Below are 22088 nucleotides of genomic sequence, written 5' to 3' on the forward strand. Positions count from 1 at the left end.
CTTAGGCTACCAGGGCTTCTTTCAGCTTATTGCGCGCCCGGAACAGGCGGGTTCCTACGCCTGCAGAGGTGATGCCCAGGCGATCGGCGATCTCCTTCTGTGAATAACCACCGATCACTTGTTGCACCAGAGGTTCACGATACTCTTCTGGTAACTCTTCAATCGCCCTGCGTAGCACGAAGGCTTCGGTAGAGGTGTCATAGTAATTGTCCCTGGACTCCAGTGTCTCCAGGGGGATGTCAGACTCCTGCAGCTGTTTGCGCTCAAAGCGACGGGCATTTTCCCGGCGCAGTATGGTGAACAACCAGCCCTTGGCAGCCTTGGGGTTCTGCAGCCGGTGCAGTGATTTCCAGGCGCGAAGCAGTGTTTCCTGAACCAGATCCTCAGCGGTGTGCTTGTCACCGGCCAGCCAGTGTGCGTAACGCTGCAGATCCTTTGAGTAACTCGAGACCAGTTCGTTAAAGAGGTTGTTATTATTAGCAGGTGACGCCTCAACGGTGGTCTGTTCGGTCCAAGTCTGTACAAGGGCTAGGTTGCTCATGCTCTTCTTCCTTTCTCTCAGATTCAAATAATGATTTGCTTGCGGAGAGATAGAGCAGATGCCGTGCCAACTTCATAACACTATGAATAATAAAGAAAATATCAATTATAGGGGGTGCTGTAACGTAACGTTTCGTTGTAACGAAACGTTCAGTATAACGTTCTGTTGGAGTGATTAGCCCTCTGCTTGGGGGTATCCAGGATTCTAAGGCAGGATCAGGTCGTATTTTTTAATTTTGCGATCCAGTGCAGGGCGTGAGATGGCCAGGATATCGCAGCTCTTGCCCTTGTGACCGTGGGTATAATCAAGCACCCGCTGTATATGTTCAGCCTCTACTTGGTCCAATGTGCGCTCGACCAGGCTGCTATTTGGTGTGGTGTTGGCCGATTCTTGTGTGCTATTGACCGGCTGTCTGAACAACAGCAGGTCGGGTGTGAGTACGTTTCCTCTGGCATGTACCAGGGCTTGGGTGAGCAGGTTTTCCAATTCCCGGACATTGCCTGGCCATTGATAACGCTTCAGTGCGGCCAGCGTGGCGTCGGTGAGTTGTGCGGCCGGTTTATGGATTTTGCGGGCGATGCGGCTGATCAATGCATCGGCCAGTAGGGGAATATCCTCCAGTCGCTCACGCAGGGGTGGGAGGTGAATCGAAACAACCTTGAGGCGATAGGCCAGATCTTCCCTGAATCGACCTTCTGCGGCTTCCTTGAACAGATCCCGATTCGTTGCCGCAATGATGCGTGCGTTAGTCTTGATCTGCTGACTACCGCCTACCCGTTCCAGGGTCTGCTCCTGTAGAACCCTCAGCAGCTTGGCTTGTAGAGGCGCCGCCAGTTCACCGATCTCATCCAGGAAAAGCGTACCGTCCTGGGCCAGTTCGAACTTACCCTGTTTACGTTCGGTAGCCCCGGTGAAAGCGCCTTTTTCATGGCCGAACAGCTCACTTTCCAGCAATGTATCCACAATCGCCGCGCAGTTGATAGCGACGAATGGTCCGGTGACCCCAGAGTGATTATGGATCAGTCGCGCCACCACCTCTTTGCCGGTACCGGACTCACCAGTGATCATTACTGTGGCATTGCTGCCTGCGCTGAGTGCAATCTCCTTGCTGACCTGTAGCATCGCCTCACCGCGACCGATCAACTCCTGGTGCGCTTTGGGCTCCTGGTCGTCGGGTTTGAGTGCCTTGACCGCTCGGGAGAGGCGTTGATTTTCCAGGACGCGATCGACGACGTGCTGCAGTTCGCTAATTTTGATCGGCTTATGGATGAAGTCCGCCGCGCCGAGTTTGATTGCCTCAATGGCCAGCTCCAGGTCATGCTGCCCCGTCATCATGATCACGGTCTGGTCGAGCGACTCATCCTTGATTTTCTGCAGCAGATCGATACCGTTTCCATCGGGTAGTTGTTGATCGAGCAGTAGCAGGTCATAAGCGGCCTGCTTGATCTTATCCAAACCCTGATCGCAGCGATTTACCCCCTCAACCATAAAACCCTGCTCCTCGAAATGGAGCTGAAGTATCTGGTTCAGACTATCGTCATCTTCAATGATCAGTAGACGGTGTGTCATGGGTGTTATCGCCTCCAGGGCCATAGCATAACGCAAGTGCAGGATGATGGCAGAGGTTGTTTTGCAGTCTGCTCAGGTCATGGAAAGGAGGGTGGATACCGTTGCCAGTAACAGCGCATAACGCAGGCCTTTGCCCAAGGCTATGAACAGCAGTGCCGGTAATGGTCGGATGCCGGCCCAGCCCGCGGCCAGACAGAGTGGGTCCCCAATTATGGGTAGCCATGAGAGCAGCAGGATAGGGCTGCCATATCGACTCAGGCGGTGCATGGCTTGTTGGTGGCTCGGTTTAACCAGTGCACGGGCAGGATAGCGTTTTTGTATCCACCAGCCAATGAGCCACCCGGTCATTCCGCCAAGTGTGTTACCCACCGTAGCAATCAACCAGAGTAGAGCGTCTGGGGCGAATGCTTCATGGGCGGCATAGACCAGGATCGCCTCGGAACCACCCGGTAGCAGCGTGGAAGAGAGAAAACTGCTGGAAAAAAGCAGCCAGAGGCCGGCGAAATCGGTCATTGTTGGCAGATCTAAAAGGTTTTGGTCTTGATCAGGCCAACGATGAGGCTGAGCCAACCCGCCAGTAGGCAGAGTCCACCGAACGGTGTGATCATTCCCAAAGGCTTAATCCCGCTGATGGCCATCAGATAGAGACTGCCAGAAAAGAGCACTATACCCAGCAGCATCAGCCAGCCGCTGCGCTTGATCCAGGATGAGACGGGTAGTTGGAGCAGTAAGAGTCCAATGACCAGCACGGCGATACTGTGTAGGCCTTGGTACTGTATACCCGTCTGATATGCCGCCATCAGTTCTGGGGGGACAGTTTCACGTAGGGCGTGGGCACCAAATGCACCCAGTGCCACCGTCAGAAACCCACTCAGCGCTGCACCTATCAACAGTGGCTTTGCTTCTACAGGGAGATTCAGTGCAGTCGCTCCTGGTCAAGTGCTTCAATAATTCCCAGAACCAGTTGGCGTGTCTGTTCATTCATCCCTTTGCAGAGCTTGTCCGGGTTTCGCTCGCCATTGATCAGGGGGCGGATCACGGCGGCCAGCCTGGCCATTGGACCGCCGGCTCGCTGCATCTGCTCCGCCATGTCGGCGGTCAGGGTCAGTGCCTCCACATTGCCACTGGCGGCTGCCTGGATCATGCTGGCAAGTCCCGGCGCGGCGAGAGCAGGTTCTGGTTTCTGGTTTGGGTCGGGTAGGGTGGAGGGGTCTTGCAGACCACGCATGATGGCCTCGGCAATCACTTGGTCCTCCTCATCCAGGCCGCGTATCAGACTCATATCTCGTTGACCATTGAGTATCTGTCGAACGGTTTGCACCAATGTCTGCCAGCCAGCCTCTTCGGCTTGCCGTAATGTGGCATCAAGTGAATTGCGAGCGGCGGTGTTTTGTGACAGTTGCACTACCTGGCAGATGAAAGCCGCATGCATGGTAATGATCTGCTGATGTCGGGGTGGGAGATTTTTCATAAGAAACACAGTGTTGGCGAATTGAGTGTTACCTTAACCGAGGGTTGGCGTTGTGAAAAGGGGGTGAGGTAAAAGACTATCCATCAGTTTCTTATCAAGCCAATAAACAGGGCTTATGCAACGCCCAAAACTATTGTTTGGCACTTTTATTAGCAAATCTTTATGTTGTCCTTCCTGATTTCTGGAATGCACTGTTATTCAGATTAGGATTGCAGCCTGGGTTTTTGGCGCGATTCGATCATAATCCAGATTAAAATCAATAGATTAAAAGATTAGTGATCTAACTGCAGCTCATTAATCAGCTCAAGGAAAGAGACGGAATTTGAGATTATTCCCGGAATTATCCGGGTATCGGCTCGAGAAAACGCTATCTGAAAATGGTAGTGATTTTAACACTGCAGTGAAACTAGGAGAAAAAGTACCATGCCTACATTTGTGCGTACTGATAAATGTGATGGCTGCAAGGGTCAAGATAAGACCGCTTGTATGTACATCTGCCCACATAACCTGATGAAACTGGATATGGACGGTTCTTTGACCGGTCATGCCATGAAATCTTTCAACCAGGAGCCTGATCAGTGCTGGGAGTGTTACTCCTGCATCAAGATCTGCCCACAGCAGGCTATTGAAGCCCGTCCGTATGCTGACATCGTCCCACTGGGCGCATCTGTTCAGCCACTGCGTGGTACTGATTCCATCATGTGGACCATCAAGTTCCGTAACGGCACCATGAAGCGCTTCAAGTTCCCCATCCGGACCACCCCAGAAGGCTCTATCGATCCTTACGGCGGCAAGCCAGAAGCTGATATTTCCAAGATCGCTGAAGCCGGTTTCTTCGTACAGTGCAACGGTTTCCGTGCTGGCGATGCCAGTGAGCTGATCAAGAAATAAACACGGCATTGCCGAAAGTTTTCGTAAAGAATTTAGTATAAAGAGGAAATTCAAATGGCTGGTGAATTCGGAAATCCAGAAGTCATCGAGGAAGAGGTAGACATCCTCATTATCGGTGGTGGTATGGGCGCCTGCGGCGCGGCTTACGAGCTGGGCCCATGGGTAGACGCTGCCAAGAAAGAAGGCGTAGACATTAAAGTTAAGCTGGTTGATAAGGCCGCTATGGATCGTTCAGGTGCTGTTGCGCAGGGTCTCTCTGCTATTAACACCTACATCGGTTCAGAGCAGGATCCTGCCGACTACGCACGTATGGTCTCTAACGATCTGATGGGTATCACCCGTGACGATCTGACCTATGATCTGGGCCGTCACGTTGACGAGTCTGTGCATCTGTTCGAAGAGTGGGGTCTCCCCATCTGGAAGACAGACGAGAACGGTGAGCGTTTCGACGGCTCCAAGGGCATGACCCCGCTGAAAGACGGTGGTAAGCCTGTACGTTCTGGTAAGTGGCAGATCATGATCAACGGCGAATCCTACAAGTGGATCGTTGCTGAAGCGGCCAAGAAAGCCCTGGGTATCGAGAATATCCAAGAGCGTGTCTTCATCGTTAAGCTGGTTAATGACAAGAAAGACAAGAACCGCGTTGCCGGTGCTGTCGGTTTCTCTGTCCGCGAACACAAGCTGTTCGTTTACAAGTTCAAAGCCTGTCTGCTGGTAGCCGGTGGTTGTGTCAACATCTTCCGCCCACGTTCAGTAGGTGAAGGTCAGGGTCGTGCCTGGTATCCAGTATGGAATGCCGGTTCTACCTACTCCATGGCTGCAGAGGCTGGCGCTGAGCTGACTCTCATGGAAAACCGCTTCGTACCGACCCGTTTCAAAGACGGTTACGGTCCTGTTGGTGCATGGTTCCTGCTCTTCAAATCAAAGGCTACCAATGCCTTCGGTGAAGTGTACATGGATCGCAATAAGGAGATGTTGGACGACTATCCTCCTTATGGCCAGGCGGCAGTTCCTGCTTCCTGTCTGCGTAATCACTTGATGCTGAAAGAGATGAAGGAAGGTCGTGGTCCTATCTGGATGGACACCGTTACCGCACTCGCCAACCTGCGTGAGACCCTGACTCCTCGTGAAGTTAAGCATCTCGAAGCAGAGGCCTGGGAAGACTTCCTGGATATGTGTATCGGTCAGTGTGGTATCTGGGCTGGTGAAAACGTTGAGCCAGAGAAGAAAAACTCTGAGCTGATGCCAACCGAACCCTACCTGCTGGGCTCACACTCTGGTTGCTGCGGCATCTGGGTTTCTGGTCCTGAAGATGTAGGCGCGCCTACTGACGAGGCACTGCCAGGCGCACCTGAGCATTTGCCAAAGGGCTGGAACTGGGGCTACCGTGGTATGACCACTGTACAGGGTCTGTTCACCGCTGCTGATGGTGTGGGCGCTTCTGGTCACAAGTTCTCATCTGGTTCACACGCTGAAGGCCGTATGTGTGCCAAGTCCATGGTCAAATTCGTTATGGACAACCAGGGTCACACCCCTGAGTTGGACACCAGCGTTGAAGACCTGGTTACTGAGATCTACCGTCCAGTCCGTACCTTCCTGGAGTTCAAGGACTACAGCACCGCGATCGATGTTAATCCCAACTACATCACCCCGCGTATGCTGCAGTTCCGTCTGCAGAAGATCATGGATGAGTATGTTGCCGGTGTTGCTACCTACTACACCACCAACGAGCACATGCTGGCGCTTGCTGAAGAGAAGCTTGGCTATCTGAAGGAAGACTCCCTGAAGATGCGTGCGAAAGATCTGCACGAACTGCTTCGTGCTTGGGAGAACTACCATCGCATCCTGACTGCTGAAGCGCACATGAAACACATTCAGTTCCGTCAAGAGTCTCGTTATCCTGGTTTCTACTACCGCATGGATAAGAACTTTGTTGATGAAGAGAACTGGAAGTGCTTTGTGAACTCCATCTATGACAAAGAGACCAAGCAGTGGACATGCTTCAAGCGCGCCCACGTTGATCTGGTCGACAAAGCTAAGCTGTTCAAATAAGTCTATTTGACAGCCTGATGGCTTAGGAAGTCCGGGTGTCGCAAGGCACCCGGATTTTTTCATTTTGAGCAAAAAACCCAGGGTAGGGTAGAAATAGTTTATTATTGAAAGAGAAATCAGGACGCGCAGGCCAAAAAGTAAAGGCCGGCGGATTTCTTGTCCCGTTAGATTCAAACCGTGCTATCCGAGGCTCCCATGAGCGAAAAATTCGATACTCCCTTTCAAAGTAATATTGTACCTACCATCCTGGAACTGGGTTCAACCCTTAAATTCCGCTGTTATAAAGGTATCTCCTGCTTCAATGCCTGCTGCAAGAATGCAGATATCACCCTGACACCCTATGACATTATCCGGCTGAAACAGCGCCTGGGAAAAACCAGTACGGAGCTGCTAAAAGAGCATACCGTCCCCTTTCAGATGGATCAGGATGGCTTGCCTGGCGTAAAACTGCGTACCACGGATGATGGCGCCTGCCTGTTCATGACCGATGAAGGCTGTAGCGTCTATGAAGACCGCCCCACCGCCTGTCGTTACTATCCACTGGGTAACATGATTCGCCTGGATACCGGCTCGAAAGAGGCGCATGTGGATTATGTGCTGATCAAAGAAGAGCATTGCAAAGGCCATGAAGAAGCACGTGAGCTGACCGTGCATGATTACCTCGTCGAGCAAGAGACCGCGCAGTACGACGAGATGAACAAAGAGTGGCAACAACTGATGCTGATGAAACGCTCCGGCGGCCCCAGCGTCGGCAAGCCTCCTGAGGCCACCTTGCAGATGTACTTCATGTGCGCGTTTGATATGGATCGTTTCCGCCGTTTTGTTCTCAGTGACAACTTCAAGGCCACCTACGACCTGGAAGATTCAACCTACGAGGTATTGGCCAAGGAAGATGTCTCACTGATGCAGTTTGGCAGTCGCCTAATGAAGCAGGTCTTCTTTGGACTGCGCACTATTCCTGAAAAGAACGGTGTCTGGGAGAAGCGTGTCGATGAACGCCAGGAAGTGTGGGATGCTCGTCGCCAGGCCGAGATCCAGCGCCAGCAGCAGACTGAAGATGAGCGGTATAGTGGTGATGATTGATAGGCCGGATATTTGGTAGTTTTAATCACAAAACATAAAAACGGCCACTTAGAGGGCCGTTTTTTTATTCCAGGTTACTAGTCCAAATTTAGCGTACGTGCACTAGCTCTATTATGGCATCAATTAAGTTATTCAAAGGGTTAGGCTAATTTATGCGTGACCAAGGTCCTGTCTTTTATCGATATTAATATCGAGCTAGCAATCAAACAACTTTCTTGCGACGAGCTACACCAATTCCAGCAAGGCCTAGGCCCAGCAGAGCAATAATAGTCGGTTCTGGTACAGAATTAGGATTACTCGGATCATTCGCAGAACGACCGAAGCGCAGGTCATCAAAGGCCAGTATGTCGTTGGTGGCGTTAAAGGTCACACTTGAAATCAATTGGCCGTAATCGATAAAGCCTACAAATGCAGCGCCTCCATTGATGGACGATGGCATGTTGATGGTTTGGGTGACGTTTGAGCCATCGGTGTAGACGATGGTTTGTTGTGGAACAAGATTGGTCTGTAGACCATTAACGTAGAAACCGAAGGCGTCAACTGGGTTAGTGAAGCTAAAAGTCACCGCCCCCCCGCCCACATAGCGGAAAAACGCACCACTCGACGTTGTGTTGAAGCCGCACAACGCACCACAACCCGAATTGTTGGTTGTTGTACCGCCAGTGATGGTGATATTGCCCGGTAGTGGAGACTCAAAATCTACAACATTCAGTGGCCCTGTCACCGCTAAAAAGTTCGCGGCGGCGGCGGTTGAGTTAGTCATATTTGCAAGCGAGGTTGCCGCGTCATCAGCTGCCAAGTAGGTTACGGGCACCGCGTTTGCCGCTAAAGAGAAAGCGTATAGGGCGCCTGCCATGATGAGTTTTGATTTGATTGCCATGTCGTTTCCCTGGTTTAAATAGAAATTCCGGATCTAGACCGGACGTGTTTTTAGTAGGTCAGTAGCTGAACTTCTATAAAGGCAATAATAATGCCATAAAATTATTGTGCAAATTATTCAATAGGTTAGTTGGTTTATCACTTCGGTAAAGATATGCGGTGTAAAAAATATCGACACTAATCGGCTGGTCCATAAGATTGTTCACGCTAGGATCAAGAGGTCTGGGTCAGATAACAAATAGCTTTAATATTCAGTAACCCAATTTCATTTGGCCCCGAATGAGTTAAGGCATGGCAATACTAAATGCTTTGCCTTTATATTTACCGTTGAACGAGTTGGGGTAGTGATCGATAAAGAGGACGGCCAGACTGTTCAGTGAGTGCCTCAATTCTCGGCTCAGTCGAACCTGGGTAAAGTCCAGTGTGGACCCTTTGATCCACGCGCAATAGCCGAGCTGAGAATAGGCAGGCGAGTCCAGCCCTTTGATAGGCCGAGAATTCATGCCACAGGATATATTGGATACCCTGGTTCAGGTCTATTCTGGTCTTGATGCTGGGTATTGCCGCCCTCATACTGGGATACCGTAAATCAAGTGAAAAGAGTGGCCGGGATCAAAGCTTCATTCTAGTTGTGTTGATCCAATGGTTACAAGGATACAAGCTTGCGAATAGTGGATAACTTGAGGGAGCTCGCGCGGCCCAGGGCGGCGAACTGGTTCGAGTTGTACGTTCCCAGATCCCAGACTGTCTATGCAATCGAATCGCTTGCTGCTACCGGAGAGGTGCAGCTTGAGCCCGGTGCGCGACAGGCACCCCGCCTTCACCTGGATAATATTCGCCAGTCGCTGTCAGAACTGGATGATTTCTGCAAGACCCACCAGATTGCACTGCCTGTATATCAAGTCGCCCCCTCAAAACTGCTCTCATCCCCTGAAGAGACTGCAGCGCAGGCATTATGCCATGTACGCCGCTGGGGCGAACGACTTGTTTCATTGCAGGAGGAGATGCACGCACTACAGCAGGAAAAGGAGAATTTGAAATTACTGCAGAAACTGCTGAAAGCGCTCCATGAAGAGGACACTGGAATCGAACTGTTTGCACACCATGGTGATTTTCTGTGCAAGGGAATCTATGCCTGTCCGCACAGTCACCCGATAAATCCGGTTTTGAATGAGACTGTAATTCGCTCGTATGTCCAGGATGAAACGGCGTTTTTCCTATTCGCCACACTTCCGGATCGGCAATCAGATGTCGATCATTTACTGGAGCAATCGGACTGTATCGAAGTAGAGATTCCTGACTGGCTTTCTCCTGGACGATCGGCACAAGAACACGCCGTTGCAGAGCGGCTTGCCATTCTCGAACGCTTGTACCGCGATATTCAACTCAAAATTGAGCTGCATTGGGCCAGTAGTGAGCTGAAAAAGAGCCTGGCGAATGCCACGGTATTGCGCTGGTTTGTCGACAATGCGAAGGAGGTGACCGAGCACGGGCAGTATTGCCATGTAACCGGGTGGAGTACCCTGGAAAAACCTGACTCCGTGGAATCGGTTCTGGAAAGTGCCAATATTCATGCGATAGTTCGCCATCCGTTTCCACCGCTGAACTCCCTGCCACCCGTGCGTATCCTGGAGACCTGGTGGAGCCGGCCGTTTCACCTGTTCCAGGTCTTCTCAGGCACACCAGGAAGCAATGAAATTGACCCGAGCTTTATTATACCGATCGTTGTCCCCCTGCTTTTTGGTTTCATGTTTCCCGATGTCGGTCACGGGTTGATACTGCTGTTAGTCGGAATCATTTTTGGAGTCCGACAGCGAAACATCCGCTTCTTGATCCCCTGTGGTGCCTCCTCGATTATCTTCGGTATATTGTTTGGTGAACTGTTCGGAATGGAGGGGTGGTTGCCAGTGTTGTGGTTTCGTCCGCTTGATGAGCCTTTGCGGGTTTTTGAGGTTTCCCTGTTAGTCGGGTTTGGGTTGATTTTGGTCGGTATGCTATTTTCCGCGGTTGAGGCCAAGTGGCGCGGGGTGGGGCTTGAATGGAGTGCAAGGGAAGCGCCGATAGTAGGATTGTATATCACGGCTGCGGTCGGCATATTATTTAACAAGGCTCTGATAGCAATACCAGTTCTTCTGGTCTGGTACCTGGTTGGTAGCACCTGGGTTCAGAGCCGGCGTGGAAAAATAGACATTTCAGTGACTATCGGGAGTCTGTTGCAGACTGTTTTTGAACTGTTGTTGAACACCATTTCTTTCATGCGAGTCGGTGCGTTTGCACTGGCGCATGCCGGGCTTACTATTACCGTCATCATGCTCGCAGAGAATATAGATAATGAGGTGGGTCATCTCCTGGCTCTCGTTATAGGCCATCTGCTGGTTGTCGGAGTAGAGGGGTTGGTCGTCTTTATCCAGACTACTCGCCTTATTTTCTTCGAGTTCTTTATCCGATTTCTAAGCGTTGAAGGCAGGCCGTTTAAGCCCCTGGAGTCACCGGGGAAGAATAGAGCGGATACGAAGATTAAAAGTGTCAGGCTCGATTAATAGCAGAATAACGGTGCAGATCTATATTATCTGAGATTTCAGGCGGTGCAGCGCTCCTTAATCGCTACATCACCCCAGCAAGCCACTCCCCCAATTTCATATCGACGACCAGGATGTGCTCGGTCAGCCAGTGCTCCAGGTACTCAAAGTCTGCTTCGCTCATCTTTCCGCCGTCCTGCAGATACTTCTGCTGAAATGCAGCGGCGCTCTCGATCAGCTCCCGGTGTTCGGCCTTGTGTCCGGCGAATTTCGGGTAGTTGTATTTCAGCATCAGGCGTTCTTCGTGCTTGAAGTGCCAGACGGTGCAGGCGATCAGCTCCTCAAGTACGGCCGCCCGGTACTCTGGCGATTCATCATCCACCACGGAATGTTTGAAGATGTTAAACAACTCCACCAATCGTCGATGATCCTCGTCTATCTCATCGACTGCGACACTCAGGGTTTTGTCCCAAACCAAATCTCTCATGGCCGTCTTCCTAAACGGGTAGATATTAAACGGATCACTTGGAGCCATATTACTCTTCCATCTTACTGGAAGAAAGGCTATGTGAATTTGTATGACATTAAGTTTAGCAGCATGACAGGCAGACAAAGCTTGTTGGTGTCGCGTTGCAACCAATCATGAGAGGGTAAGCCAGAGAAACATAGTCAGTCTTATTGCCAGACTTCAGAGAGATCTGGGTCAGATAACTAATAGCTTTAATATTCAGTAACCCAATTTCACTTGGCCCGAACAAGTTAATGCATGGCAATACTAAATGCTTTGCCTTTATATTTACCTTGGAACGAGTTGGGATAGTGATCAGTGATCTCCACGATTTTCTTCATGGACTTGCGAAAATTATCGGGATCCTTGCTCTGGCTATAGGCGTGGAAATGGTCACCATGCTGCTGACAGTTACCACATTCTGAGTGCTCGTAGGTGTGTGCTTCGATATAGACCCCTTTGCCAAGCCCCGATACACGTTGGCCATGGTAGCCCGCAAGGATTACGCCTTCTATTTTTGTGCCGCCTTGTAGGCTGATTTTCCAGTTGGTTGGGTTGTATGCCATGAGTACCAGGATAGTTGGCATCTTACTGTGGCCGACAGTGACGGTGACTATACCCTCTGTCTTCTGTCCAGCATACTTTTGGTGGCAGTCCTGGGCCTCGCGCAGATCAATCTTTCCTGTCTGATCTTTTTTGCATTTTGACCACCAGGGCAGGCTTCCACCAGGAACAAAACCCTCGTAGACACCTACCACATGGACCTTAGAATTCTTGCTATATGATTTTCCTATACGTTTAACTTTACGAGTATCGTCAGCCTGTGTTTGAGAAGCTTTTCCAGATACATTTACGCCGCTAGGCATTTGTTTTTGAGATACGGGTGTTCCAGAGAACGACAGCTGGCTGGCTATTGCCCTATCAAAGGGAGAACGAGAGTTGTTCATTTGGACTTTTATTTTGAAGAGCTCTTCTGCGTCACGGTTGGAAGTGAAATCGATCACGGTATGAGAGTCTTTTAGCACCCTGCGGATAAGTTCTTGGGTCTCGGTGGTCATCACAGAATCTGGTGTCGCATGTGCAAGGGACTTGGTTAACCGATGAATCGCAGACCAGGTGTGTAGGCTTTGTAGATTGGCTGAGGCTCCAGCGTTTAATAGGGCGTTTAGAACAGGTGTGTCAGGAAGTTCGAGCGCAAAATCCAGTGGATACCGCTCTCGGCCTGCTAGGTCCTTGATGGGTTTGTTGACGTCAGCCCCAGACGTGATCAGGAGGTTAACGACTTCAACTTGTCTAAGGATAAGTGATGATATGAGCGGTGTATTATTTGATGTTTTGTTGACTTTATTAACGTCTGCACCAAGGCGGTTCAATGCCTTTGCGATTTGTTGGGCTGTAGCGAGTGGGTACTGTGGATGTCTGGAGCTATAAGAATAAATCAGGGTCTCGAAAAGCGGTTTGTCATTCTCCTGTTCGGGCTTAATCACAACATTGTTATCGATCATTGCACTGAGAGTAGAAATATCTCGTTCTTCAATGGACTTATTGATGAGATGGATGTCTGCTTCTGCAATGATGCCAGATGTGATTCCTCTTTCTGCCACAAGGTCAGCCATACCTAACTCTTTGTGGAAGACTAAAAACTTACCGACAGACCAGCCGTCTCCAGTGGAAACGTCGACATTTGCGCCCTTTCGTATGAGGTGCTTTACCAGGGCCCATTGCTTTGTTTCAACTGCCCTCGATAGGGCGGTGCGATTGTCACGGTCTTTTGATTCTATATCAGCACCAGAGCGCAGAAGAAAGTCTGCAGTTTGCGGTTTATTATAATAGATTGCATTGTGGAGTGCCGATCTGCCTATATTGTCCTTCAGCTCAATATCTGCGCCTAGTTCTATGCAGGTTTTTACTAATTCAAGCGATCCCTTAATCGCAATATGTAGAGGCGTTAAGTCTTGCTGATTTCTGCTGTTGATATCCACGCCTTCAGCAACTAAACGTTGTAGGGCATAGGTGTTATTTGATACAGCAGCAAGATGCAGGAGAGACTGTCCATCATGTGTTACGGTATTAATATCGGCTTTATATTGAATAAACTGATCAAGGATTAGTTTGGTTTTAGCTTGGTGTCGGTTGCGTGACTGTTCAATATAGTGGGCAAGTGCTGTATAGCCCTTATTGTCTTTGATATTCACCTCAATTTTTTTCTCTACCAACAGCTGAATAATCTTTTTTAAACTATCGTCAGTCATCTTGTGATGGGTAGAAACTGCTACGTGTAATAAGGATCCACCTGTTTTGTTTACTGGTGCGTTAACATTGTTAGCCTGGTTTGTGCGGAGGAGCATCTCAACCCGAGCAGCATCGCCCATTTGAATTGCTGAGACTACTTCGTTGGTCGAAGAAAAAAGCGGAAAACTGATTGTTATGCTTAAGACAACAATAAGCTGATTTATACGCGTCCCTAGCTGCATTTTTTGAATTCCCTTTATTTGTGCATATTTTTGGAAAGGTGATCTTGGTGCCCACTCGGTCAGTGCAAAGAGATTCTGCAGACCTGTCATTTACCATAGAAAGCGCGTGTATTCTTAATCTATTGGTGTTTGAGGCTATCATGTGGGGTCTGAGAGACTCAAGGAATAAAAGGTTAGGTGTGATGTAAGGTTTCGACTGTGGTAGGTGTAATACTGAACCAATGGTCATCTTCGATTTAAATGACCCATTTTCTATCAATCGAGTCTGATCTCTTGGTATGCAATATTGAGTGCGCACATTTGCGGTATTTGGTAAGCTTTAAATTCATAAGCCCGGTATGCGTGAAAACAAGGACGGGTGACCAAGGCCAAGATAAGGAATAACAACAGTGCCCACGATTTATGATCTAAAACCTCGATTTCAGGCGTTATTGCGCCCTCTTAACGCCAGTCTTGTAAGGCATGGGGTTACCGCCAATGGAGTAACCTTGGCGGCTATGACTGTTTCCATCGCTCTGGGTTTAGTTATTGCATTGAATCCGGGGGCAAGTGAAATCCTCTTATTAATGCCGGTTTGGCTGTTTCTGCGGATGGCGATGAATGCCATCGATGGTATGTTGGCCCGAGAGCATGGCATGCAAAGTAGCCTGGGTGCTATTTTCAATGAACTGGGAGACGTTATCTCCGATGCGGCGCTTTACCTGCCGTTGGCATTGGTTGCCGGTGTTAATCCCGTCAGTGTGGTGCTGCTTGTTGTATTATCGATTATGGTTGAGATGGTGGGAGTGGTCTCGATCCAGATTGGGGGTAGCCGCCGCTACGACGGGCCTTTCGGTAAGAGTGACCGGGCCTTTGGTTTTGGCCTGCTCTGTTTGCTGCTGGGTATTGGTCTAATACCAGGAGGTTGGTGTGACGGGTTGCTCTGGGTAATGCTCTTACTCACCCTGCTGACGCTCGTTAATCGGGGGCGGCATGCGCTCGCTGAAGCAGGGGGTATCCAGTCATGATCGATACTGTGCCGCAGCCCGTTCTATGGGCGCTGGGAGGTGTTTATGCGCTTCTGATTTTTTCTAGTCTGTTGGTGCGGGTATTGCAAAAGCGCACCGGTAAAGATTACCGCGAATTAAGTGACCGTATTCGCTCCTGGTGGGTGATGGTAACAATTTTCACACTTGCCATTGTTGTCAATTCTACCTTATCAATAATCTTCCTGGGTATGGTCTCTTTTCTGGCATTGAAAGAGTTTCTCTCAATGATTAGCACACGCCGGGCTGATCGGCGTGTAGTGCTCTGGGCATTTCTAGCCATCCCGATTCAGTTCTATTTTGTCGCGATCAGCTGGTACGGAATGTTTATCATCTTTATCCCGGTGTACATGTTCCTCTTGATGCCTGCTCGCATGATCATGACAGGTCAGACAGAGGGGTTCCTCAAAGCAGCGGGAGTTTTGCATTGGGGATTGATGACAACGGTCTTTAGTATCAGCCATGCGGCCTATCTACTGGCATTGCCTGTTGAGCAAAACCCTCAGGCTGGGGGTGCCGGTTTGCTCTTTTACTTGGTGTTCCTCACGCAGTTTAACGATGTTGCCCAATTTACCTGGGGTAAGTTGCTGGGTCTTCATCCAGTGGTTCCGAAGGTCAGTCCAAAAAAGACTCGAGAAGGGTTGTTGGGAGGTGTACTAACTACAACATTGATGGCCTGGCTAATCGCACCCTACCTGACTCCGTTATCCTATGAATGGGCATTGGGAGCAGGACTTTTGATTGGGATAGGAGGTTTCATAGGGGATGTGGTGATTTCTGCCATCAAACGGGATATTGGAATCAAAGACAGTGGCAACATGATACCTGGCCATGGGGGCATTATGGATCGGATCGACAGTCTTACTTTTACTGCCCCGTTATTTTTCCACTACATCTACTATCTCCATTATTGATGACTATGAATAAACTGTTCCGAACGCTCTTCTTTATGTTGGTGGTGAGGCCTTTGGTGCTTGTAGTGCTTGGATTGAATGTACGCAGAAAAGCACTTCTTCCTGAAAAAGGCCCTGCGGTAATTATTGCCAACCACAACAGTCATCTCGATACGTTGGCGTTGATGTCGCTTTTTCCGATCAGCATGTTACCTAGGTTGCGTCCAGTGGCCGCGATGGATTACTTCATGACCAATCCGTGGCTCAGTTGGTTTGCGCTCAATATCATCGGCATCATCCCGCTGCAACGCAAGGTGAAAGCTGGAAGCAGTGATCCTCTAGCCGGGGCTGTGGCTGCACTGGAGAATGGCGATATCCTGATCCTTTTCCCCGAAGGAAGCAGAGGTGAGCCGGAACAGCTTGGGCAATTTAAAACAGGTGTGGCTCATCTGGTTAAACGATGTCCTGAAGTGCCCGTTATCCCTGTTTACCTTCATGGGTTGGGTATGGTGTTGCCGAAGGGTGAGTTCATTTTGGTTCCTTTTTTTTGCGATGTGTTTATCGGTGAGTCGCTTGATTGGCAAGGAGACCGTAATCTCTTCATGCAAAGGATGACAAGCGCCATGGACGCATTGGCGGTTGAAGGTGGCTTTCCACCGTGGGAATAGTGGTTGCCGGGATCTGGGGGGTTGCTGAGGCAACACTCTTTTTCCTGGTGCCTGATCTCTGGCTCAGTAGGTTGTGCATTACCCATTCACTTCGTTATGCTGCATTAGCGGCCGTCGTGGCATCGTTAGCCGCTGTGTTTGGTGGTTGTTTGATGCTGCTATGGAGTCAGTATGATTTGATGTCGGCGTTGGCCTGGGTAGAGGCTGTACCCGCAATATCTTCGGATATGACGCAGAAGGTGCATGCTCAATTGAGCGCGCAGGGTTTGGTCAGTCTATTTATTGGTGCGTTTAGTGGTATCCCCTACAAGATATATGCAGTTCAGGTTGCTCACTCCGAACTTTCCCCATGGTTTTTTCTTTTGGCCACAATACCTGCAAGGCTGAGTCGTTTTCTATTGGTCGTTTGGGTAGCACATCGATTATCAGATTGGTTGAGGCGGCGCTACACTCAAAGGGTACTGCTCAGATTATGGGCAGCACTCTGGACTTGTTTCTATGTGGGTTATCTCTGGTGGATGCCTGGTTGAGTTTTGCCAAGAGGAGGATCTTACATTCTAATTGCATTACGAAAACCATCTGGGTGTAAGAGGTCGCTGCTGATGAGTTGCTCATAAGGTGGCGCTGCGTTGGCACACCACCAGAGGCAGCAGAAGAGTGAAGATGAGTGTTATTGTGGTGGCTATTGATAGGCTTGGGATCTGAATCTGACAATTCCAATATACAACAAAACGGCCCTCTAGAGGGCCGTTTTGTTGTATATGTCTCAGCACTAGCGGACTATGAGATTTTGCGATGCTGAGCCAAACGAAAACCTAGCAGGCCTGCAAACAGGATGGCAAGTGTACCTGGCTCTGGTACAGATATAGCTGCACTGCGTACATAGAAGCCGGTATTAATATCGCTGGCTACAGTCTGATTAAGGTGGAAATCATCGCAACAGTCGGTGTGTGCTGCAAACTCGGAAGGACCGAAGGCCCCACCATTTAGCCATACCCAAGGTCCATCGGTGATGCTACTAAGTCCATAACCCAGGGAAGCCATCATTGCATCGGCCTGACTGCTCGAAAAGTCAGTATCGCCATGATTGGATCCATTCCACGCAGCCAGTGGTACTCCGGTAGCGTTCGACAATAGGGTTAAGAATTGCTCAACTGTGGCAAGCGCCCAGTTGGAACTCGCATGGCTAATACCCGCCAGCGCAGTCGCATAATCTGATGTGGTGGTGTATTCCGGTATATGGAGAAACTCAAGGCCTTGGGCGGTATCGGTAGTGGTTGTCGCGCCTACAATAATCGCTGCGTTGGCATTCAGGCAAAGCATTATGCCGATGAAGGCTAGGACTGTAGTTATTTTTTTCATCGTTCTTCCTTAGGGTATGTTTCATTCGAGATTCTTAATCTAATAAGCATAAATCGCACCATGATTTGCAACGTATTGTTTTAATAGGGGTTGTGATGGTAGGTGTGTGTCCATACATAGAAAATGTAAAAAATTTCGACAGAAAATTTGCGGGCAGAGAGTTCCAATAAATTCAAAAGTATATTGGTTTCGTGACTCGGTATCGCCAAGGTAGATGTATCATTGATGCAGTTTGGCCATCGGCTGAAGCCACATTTTTTAGAATTCGTAATAATCTCGAAAAGGGCGCGCCTGGGGGAGGTATGCCGATGGGCATAAAGAGGTGTGTAAGGCCCCGCCAGTACGTCAGATGGATGACTGGATGCTATTCAAAATCAGTTTGGGAAAAGCGTTGGATGTACTTCGCCCGGCTTGGCAAATGAGAACCCCTCTGGGATAGTTACTGCAAGAAAGTCTGCTCAAATTCAAGGCGAGGTTGGCCAACAATGCGGAAGCTTGATAATGAATGACCTTGCCTGTGTTTTTTCTCCTATGTACAACTTGAGGTAAAATGGGTCATGTCTGAGCACAAAATTGATCTTAAGTGGGAGGGCGCGCCCTCATCATTTGACGAATCCACCTACAACCGTAACCACACGGTCTCTTTCAGCGATATGGTGCAGGTAACGGTCTCTTCAGCGCCTGAGTATAAAGGTGATCCCAGCTGTGCAGACCCAGAAAAATTACTCACCAGTGCTCTGGCCAGTTGTCATATGCTGACCTTCCTTGCCATTGCGGATCTCAAGGGTTTCAGCATCGAGAGTTACCAAGACCAGGCCACGGGTTTTCTGGAGAAGGGCGATAGTGGTCGTCCGCAGGTAACTCGCATCGAGCTGCATCCGAGTATTGTATTTGCCGGAGAAGAAAAGCCAGATGCAGCTACCATTAAGCGGATGCATGCCAGTGCGCATAAAAATTGTTTCATCGCTAATTCAATCAAAGCCAAAGTTGATGTGATTGATGTATGACGCTGTTGTATATGGGCGCGCCATATATGCAAACAAAAGGAACAAGCAAGAGGGTGCCGCCACTAAAAATTCGTTTCTGACTCTGCGTCGACTGGAAAAAATATAGAGGGTTCAGCGTGAACCTACTGTTTTTTTGCGTAATCTATTTGGCTTATTACAAAAAAGTCAGATAATTATGGCCTCCTAACTGACGCACCTCTTGGCGGATATCTTGAGCTCTTTTGCTCACATAGTCGGATGGCGGTGTTGCCCGCATGCGTTTGGGATTTGGCAGCACTGCGGCCAGCAATGAGCTATCAGTCAGTGTAAGTTGACTGGCGGGTTTGCCAAATAGTCGCTGACTTGCCGCTTCGGCACCGTAAACACCGGGGGCAAACTCGGCCACATTCAGATACACCTCCAGTATGCGTCGCTTGGGCCAGAGACTCTCTATCAGTAGTGTCAGGTAGGCTTCGACTCCTTTGCGCAGATAGCTTCGCCCTCCCCACAGATACATATTCTTAGCAACCTGCTGGCTAATGGTGCTGGCACCCCGGGTTCGTGTGCGCTTGGATGACAAGGCATCCATGATTGAATCCAGATCGAAGCCGTGGTGTTCGGGAAACGTCTGGTCCTCGGAGGCTACAACGGCGATCGCCAATTGTGGGGAGATCTGTTCAAGTGGAGTCCAGCGATAGTCTATCGCTCTATCCGTCTGCCAGTATTCCGCCAACATAAAGGCACTGCTGGGTGGTGCGATCCAGCGCCAAGGTAGCACGGCCAGCACGCTCAGAAGTACGGCACTTAGCACACTCAGAAAGATCCAGCGCTTGAGTCGCTGCCGCCACGTAGGAACGGTTTTTTGCGTTACTTTGGTCGGCGGCTTGGCCACATCGGTCTCACTAACAAACTAGGATAGGCGGGTCTCAAAAACAGCAAGGGAGGGAGTTACCGTTTTCCCAGGTTTTAACGTGAGACCCATCATAAACGAATGATTCAGCTTAGCAGACTATTATAGGGCAATTTCACCACTGATCACTCCATATCAGTCCGATACTGCCCTTGATGTGCCAAGCTGTTGAGGCGGGCACGTTTCAGCAATGCGGCCTGGGTGGCTGCACGGTTACGGTTGTCTCCTTGCCAAGCCTGCAGGGCTGGTTGCTGGAGTGCTCGCCCATAGGAGATGCTTAACTGCCAGGGTGGACTGGTTGCTAACTGGTTGAGGGCGTTGAGATTCTCTGTGGCCTGTTCCGGGCTCATGCCGCCGGATAAAAAGTTGATGCTGGGTACGGCAGCAGGCACGCAGCGGCGTAGCACACGGAGTGTTTTGGTAGCGACCTCCTTACTACTGGCTTGCGTGAGACACGCTTTTCCGGGCAGTACCATGTTGGGTTTGAGAAGCATCAGCTCCAGCGCCACGCCGTGCCGAACCAGCGCCTCGAACACAGCATGTAGCACCTGTTCGGTTACTTGTGCGCAGCGGTTAATATCGTGCTCGCCATCCATGAGTACTTCCGGTTCGACAATCGGGACTACTCCCACTTCTTGGCAGACAGCGGCGTAGCGGGCTAGCATCTCGGCGTTCGCACTTAATCCCAAGACTGACGGATTATGGTGACTGATGGGATAGACCTCGCGCCATTTAGCAAAACGGGCGCCCTGACTTTTGTAGCCACTGAGGCGATCGGCCAGTCCGTCCAATCCGTAGGTGATCTTGTCACCGGGGGCACCCGGTAATGCGCCTGTTCCCTTATCCACTTTGATACCTGGGACGATACGTTGCTGCACGGCAAGCTCTGGCAGTAGAGTGCCTTGGTCATCTTTCTGCGCCAGGGTCTCCTCGAACAGGATGATACCGCTGATATAATCCCCCAATCCTTCGGTGGTTAGCAGGATTTCACGGTAATCCCGGCGGTTGTTTTCGGTGGATTCCACGCCGATGCTATCGAAGCGTTTGGCAATGGTGGGGTTGCTCTCATCGGCGGCGAGGATGCCGCGGGTGTTGTCGACCATGTCGTTAATGGTGTTTTGCAGTTCTTCTTGGGTTGTCATGTCGCTGATCTCCATTGAGCCTGTATCAGGTCAGGTGGGGCTTAACAGCCTATATAAAATAATAGGTTAACAATCCATTTTCTGCCGACATGATCGTTTGTGAGGCAACCCCATAATATAGTGTTATTTAATTCTACTACTTTTTAATGCCACAAAAAATTGGCCCTCAATTGAGGGCCAGGTTTTTTTATTATGTATATTGCTTTTAGTGGTAACTATTTGCCCGCAATATCTTCCAGCGACTTGGCGCGGATGATCTGACCATCCAGGGCGGAGTCTTTACTGTTACGGCCAAATGCGACACTCATCAGTTGGCTGTAGTAAACAACCGGCATGTTGAACTTGCTGCCGAAGCGCGCGTTGATCTGGTCTTGATAGATCTCTACGTTGGCCTGACACAATGGGCAGGGGGTGGCGATCAAATCGGCACCGTGATCATAGGCCGCTTCAATGATGCCGTGGATCATCTCCTGGGACTTCTCGGGTTCTGAGAAGGCCAAAGCGCCACCGCAACACTGGACCTTTTTCTCGTAGGTGGGAATGGACTCGGCGCCCACACTGTCGATCAGGTGATCGAGGTAGACAGGATTCTCAAATGACTCTTCTGCGATACCAAACGGACGGTTGGTCTGGCAGCCGACATAGCTGGCGATCTTCAGGCCTTCGAGTGGTTTCTTGACCTTGGCGCGAATGGCTTCAAAACCGATGTCCTCAATCAGCACCTCAACCATGTGTCGAACAGGCGTCTGGTTATTGAGTTTCAGGTTGGCTTCATTGAGCGCGGTGTTGGCATCGCGGAACATGTTTTGATCTTCATGCAAACGCTCTTTGGCTTCACGAGTGGAGAGCCAGCAGGCGGCGCAGGTCGCGACCATGTCTTGTCCAGGATTGTGCTGCTCAGAGAGCGCGATATTGCGTGCAGAGAGTGTCAGGCGTGGCAGTTCACCACCGCCGCCGTAGCCAATGGATGCGCCACAGCAGTTCCAGTCCGGGATCTCGTTGAGCGTGATATCCAGCTCATCGCACATAGTCTGGGTGGCACGCATCATGTTAGATGAGGAGGCTCCAGTTTGTGAGGAGCATCCTGGGTAGAATGAGACTTCTTTCTTAGCCAT

General features: G+C 50.1%; 22 protein-coding genes. 9 read left to right on the forward strand and 13 right to left on the reverse strand.

All coding sequences use genetic code 11. The annotated features are described in order from the left end of the window. Position 1 precedes the first annotated feature (1 nt). The 5 genes from FHP88_RS05990 to FHP88_RS06010 form a co-directional block, all read right to left on the reverse strand. The gene (locus tag FHP88_RS05990) at positions 2–541 is read right to left on the reverse strand and encodes a sigma-70 family RNA polymerase sigma factor (protein WP_144358101.1); all 540 of its coding nucleotides are present in this window, start codon (positions 539–541) and stop codon (positions 2–4) included. 204 nt (positions 542–745) lie between these two features. After that, on the reverse strand, positions 746–2110 hold the full coding sequence (locus tag FHP88_RS05995) for a sigma-54-dependent transcriptional regulator (RefSeq protein WP_144358102.1): 1365 nt from the start codon (positions 2108–2110) through the stop codon (positions 746–748). A 72-nt stretch (positions 2111–2182) separates the two neighbouring features. Beyond that, positions 2183–2623, reverse strand: a complete 441-nt coding sequence (locus FHP88_RS06000) for a YqaA family protein (RefSeq protein WP_144358103.1) — start codon at positions 2621–2623, stop codon at positions 2183–2185. Positions 2624–2634: 11 nt separating this feature from the next. Then, positions 2635–3000 (reverse strand): DUF423 domain-containing protein, encoded by a 366-nt coding sequence (locus FHP88_RS06005; protein ID WP_260843178.1) that lies wholly within the window; start codon positions 2998–3000, stop codon positions 2635–2637. Between the two features lie 26 nt (positions 3001–3026). Then, a complete protein-coding gene (locus tag FHP88_RS06010; protein WP_420492990.1) occupies positions 3027–3581 on the reverse strand; it encodes a hypothetical protein in 555 nt (184 codons plus the stop codon). Between the two features lie 423 nt (positions 3582–4004). Here FHP88_RS06010 and aprB point away from each other — a divergent pair, with 423 nt between their 5' ends. The 3 genes from aprB to FHP88_RS06025 all read left to right on the forward strand — a co-directional run bounded on the left by aprB (position 4005) and on the right by FHP88_RS06025 (position 7607). Next, positions 4005–4472, forward strand: a complete 468-nt coding sequence (gene aprB, locus FHP88_RS06015) for an adenylyl-sulfate reductase subunit beta (RefSeq protein ID WP_144358105.1) — start codon at positions 4005–4007, stop codon at positions 4470–4472. 54 nt (positions 4473–4526) lie between these two features. After that, positions 4527–6524 (forward strand): adenylyl-sulfate reductase subunit alpha, encoded by a 1998-nt coding sequence (gene aprA / locus FHP88_RS06020; RefSeq protein ID WP_144358106.1) that lies wholly within the window; start codon positions 4527–4529, stop codon positions 6522–6524. 195 nt (positions 6525–6719) lie between these two features. Then, positions 6720–7607, forward strand: a complete 888-nt coding sequence (locus FHP88_RS06025) for a YkgJ family cysteine cluster protein (RefSeq protein ID WP_144358107.1) — start codon at positions 6720–6722, stop codon at positions 7605–7607. Between the two features lie 202 nt (positions 7608–7809). On the opposite strand, the gene FHP88_RS06030 is transcribed toward FHP88_RS06025, so the two are convergent. Together FHP88_RS06030 and FHP88_RS06035 are read right to left on the reverse strand one after the other, a co-directional pair. Further along, positions 7810–8487 (reverse strand): PEP-CTERM sorting domain-containing protein, encoded by a 678-nt coding sequence (locus tag FHP88_RS06030; protein ID WP_144358108.1) that lies wholly within the window; start codon positions 8485–8487, stop codon positions 7810–7812. A 283-nt stretch (positions 8488–8770) separates the two neighbouring features. Beyond that, positions 8771–8989: a hypothetical protein gene (locus FHP88_RS06035; protein WP_144358109.1), complete on the reverse strand. Its 219-nt coding sequence runs from the start codon at positions 8987–8989 to the stop codon at positions 8771–8773. Between the two features lie 168 nt (positions 8990–9157). On the opposite strand from FHP88_RS06035, the gene FHP88_RS06040 reads away from it, so the two are divergent. Beyond that, positions 9158–11026, forward strand: a complete 1869-nt coding sequence (locus tag FHP88_RS06040) for a V-type ATPase 116kDa subunit family protein (RefSeq protein WP_260843188.1) — start codon at positions 9158–9160, stop codon at positions 11024–11026. Positions 11027–11090: 64 nt separating this feature from the next. Here FHP88_RS06040 and FHP88_RS06045 read toward each other — a convergent pair whose 3' ends face one another. Continuing rightward, complete coding sequence (locus FHP88_RS06045; RefSeq protein ID WP_186297626.1) at positions 11091–11492, reverse strand: bacteriohemerythrin; 402 nt, start codon at positions 11490–11492, stop codon at positions 11091–11093. Positions 11493–11764: 272 nt separating this feature from the next. Beyond that, complete coding sequence (locus FHP88_RS06050; protein WP_144358112.1) at positions 11765–14077, reverse strand: ankyrin repeat domain-containing protein; 2313 nt, start codon at positions 14075–14077, stop codon at positions 11765–11767. 299 nt (positions 14078–14376) lie between these two features. Here FHP88_RS06050 and FHP88_RS06055 point away from each other — a divergent pair, with 299 nt between their 5' ends. From FHP88_RS06055 to FHP88_RS06070, 4 genes are read left to right on the forward strand one after another with little or no spacing between them, the layout of a single operon-like run. Next, a complete protein-coding gene (locus tag FHP88_RS06055) occupies positions 14377–14994 on the forward strand; it encodes a CDP-alcohol phosphatidyltransferase family protein (RefSeq protein ID WP_144358113.1) in 618 nt (205 codons plus the stop codon). Then, positions 14991–15926, forward strand: a complete 936-nt coding sequence (locus FHP88_RS06060; RefSeq protein WP_144358114.1) for a phosphatidate cytidylyltransferase — start codon at positions 14991–14993, stop codon at positions 15924–15926. Before FHP88_RS06055 ends, FHP88_RS06060 begins: the two co-directional genes overlap by 4 nt. Before the next feature lie 5 nt (positions 15927–15931). Next, complete coding sequence (locus tag FHP88_RS06065; protein WP_144358115.1) at positions 15932–16573, forward strand: lysophospholipid acyltransferase family protein; 642 nt, start codon at positions 15932–15934, stop codon at positions 16571–16573. After that, positions 16564–17103, forward strand: coding sequence for a hypothetical protein (locus FHP88_RS06070; protein WP_144358116.1), 540 nt, complete (start codon positions 16564–16566; stop codon positions 17101–17103). The genes FHP88_RS06065 and FHP88_RS06070 overlap by 10 nt, the downstream gene beginning before the upstream one ends. Before the next feature lie 250 nt (positions 17104–17353). On the opposite strand, the gene FHP88_RS06075 is transcribed toward FHP88_RS06070, so the two are convergent. After that, positions 17354–17935 (reverse strand): PEP-CTERM sorting domain-containing protein, encoded by a 582-nt coding sequence (locus FHP88_RS06075; protein ID WP_144358117.1) that lies wholly within the window; start codon positions 17933–17935, stop codon positions 17354–17356. A gap of 557 nt (positions 17936–18492) precedes the next feature. Between FHP88_RS06075 and FHP88_RS06080 the strand changes: the two genes are divergently transcribed. Further along, complete coding sequence (locus tag FHP88_RS06080) at positions 18493–18942, forward strand: OsmC family protein (RefSeq protein WP_144358118.1); 450 nt, start codon at positions 18493–18495, stop codon at positions 18940–18942. Between the two features lie 154 nt (positions 18943–19096). Here FHP88_RS06080 and mtgA read toward each other — a convergent pair whose 3' ends face one another. From mtgA to FHP88_RS06095, 3 genes are all read right to left on the reverse strand, one after another. Continuing rightward, complete coding sequence (gene mtgA, locus FHP88_RS06085) at positions 19097–19813, reverse strand: monofunctional biosynthetic peptidoglycan transglycosylase (protein WP_144358119.1); 717 nt, start codon at positions 19811–19813, stop codon at positions 19097–19099. A gap of 143 nt (positions 19814–19956) precedes the next feature. Further along, on the reverse strand, positions 19957–20973 hold the full coding sequence (locus tag FHP88_RS06090) for a class I fructose-bisphosphate aldolase (RefSeq protein WP_144358120.1): 1017 nt from the start codon (positions 20971–20973) through the stop codon (positions 19957–19959). A gap of 215 nt (positions 20974–21188) precedes the next feature. Beyond that, positions 21189–22088, reverse strand: a complete 900-nt coding sequence (locus tag FHP88_RS06095) for a CoB--CoM heterodisulfide reductase iron-sulfur subunit B family protein (protein ID WP_144358121.1) — start codon at positions 22086–22088, stop codon at positions 21189–21191.

The sequence above is a fragment of the Sedimenticola selenatireducens genome (assembly GCF_007625115.1).
GTDB classification, from domain to species: Bacteria; Pseudomonadota; Gammaproteobacteria; order Chromatiales; family Chromatiaceae; genus Sedimenticola; species Sedimenticola selenatireducens_A.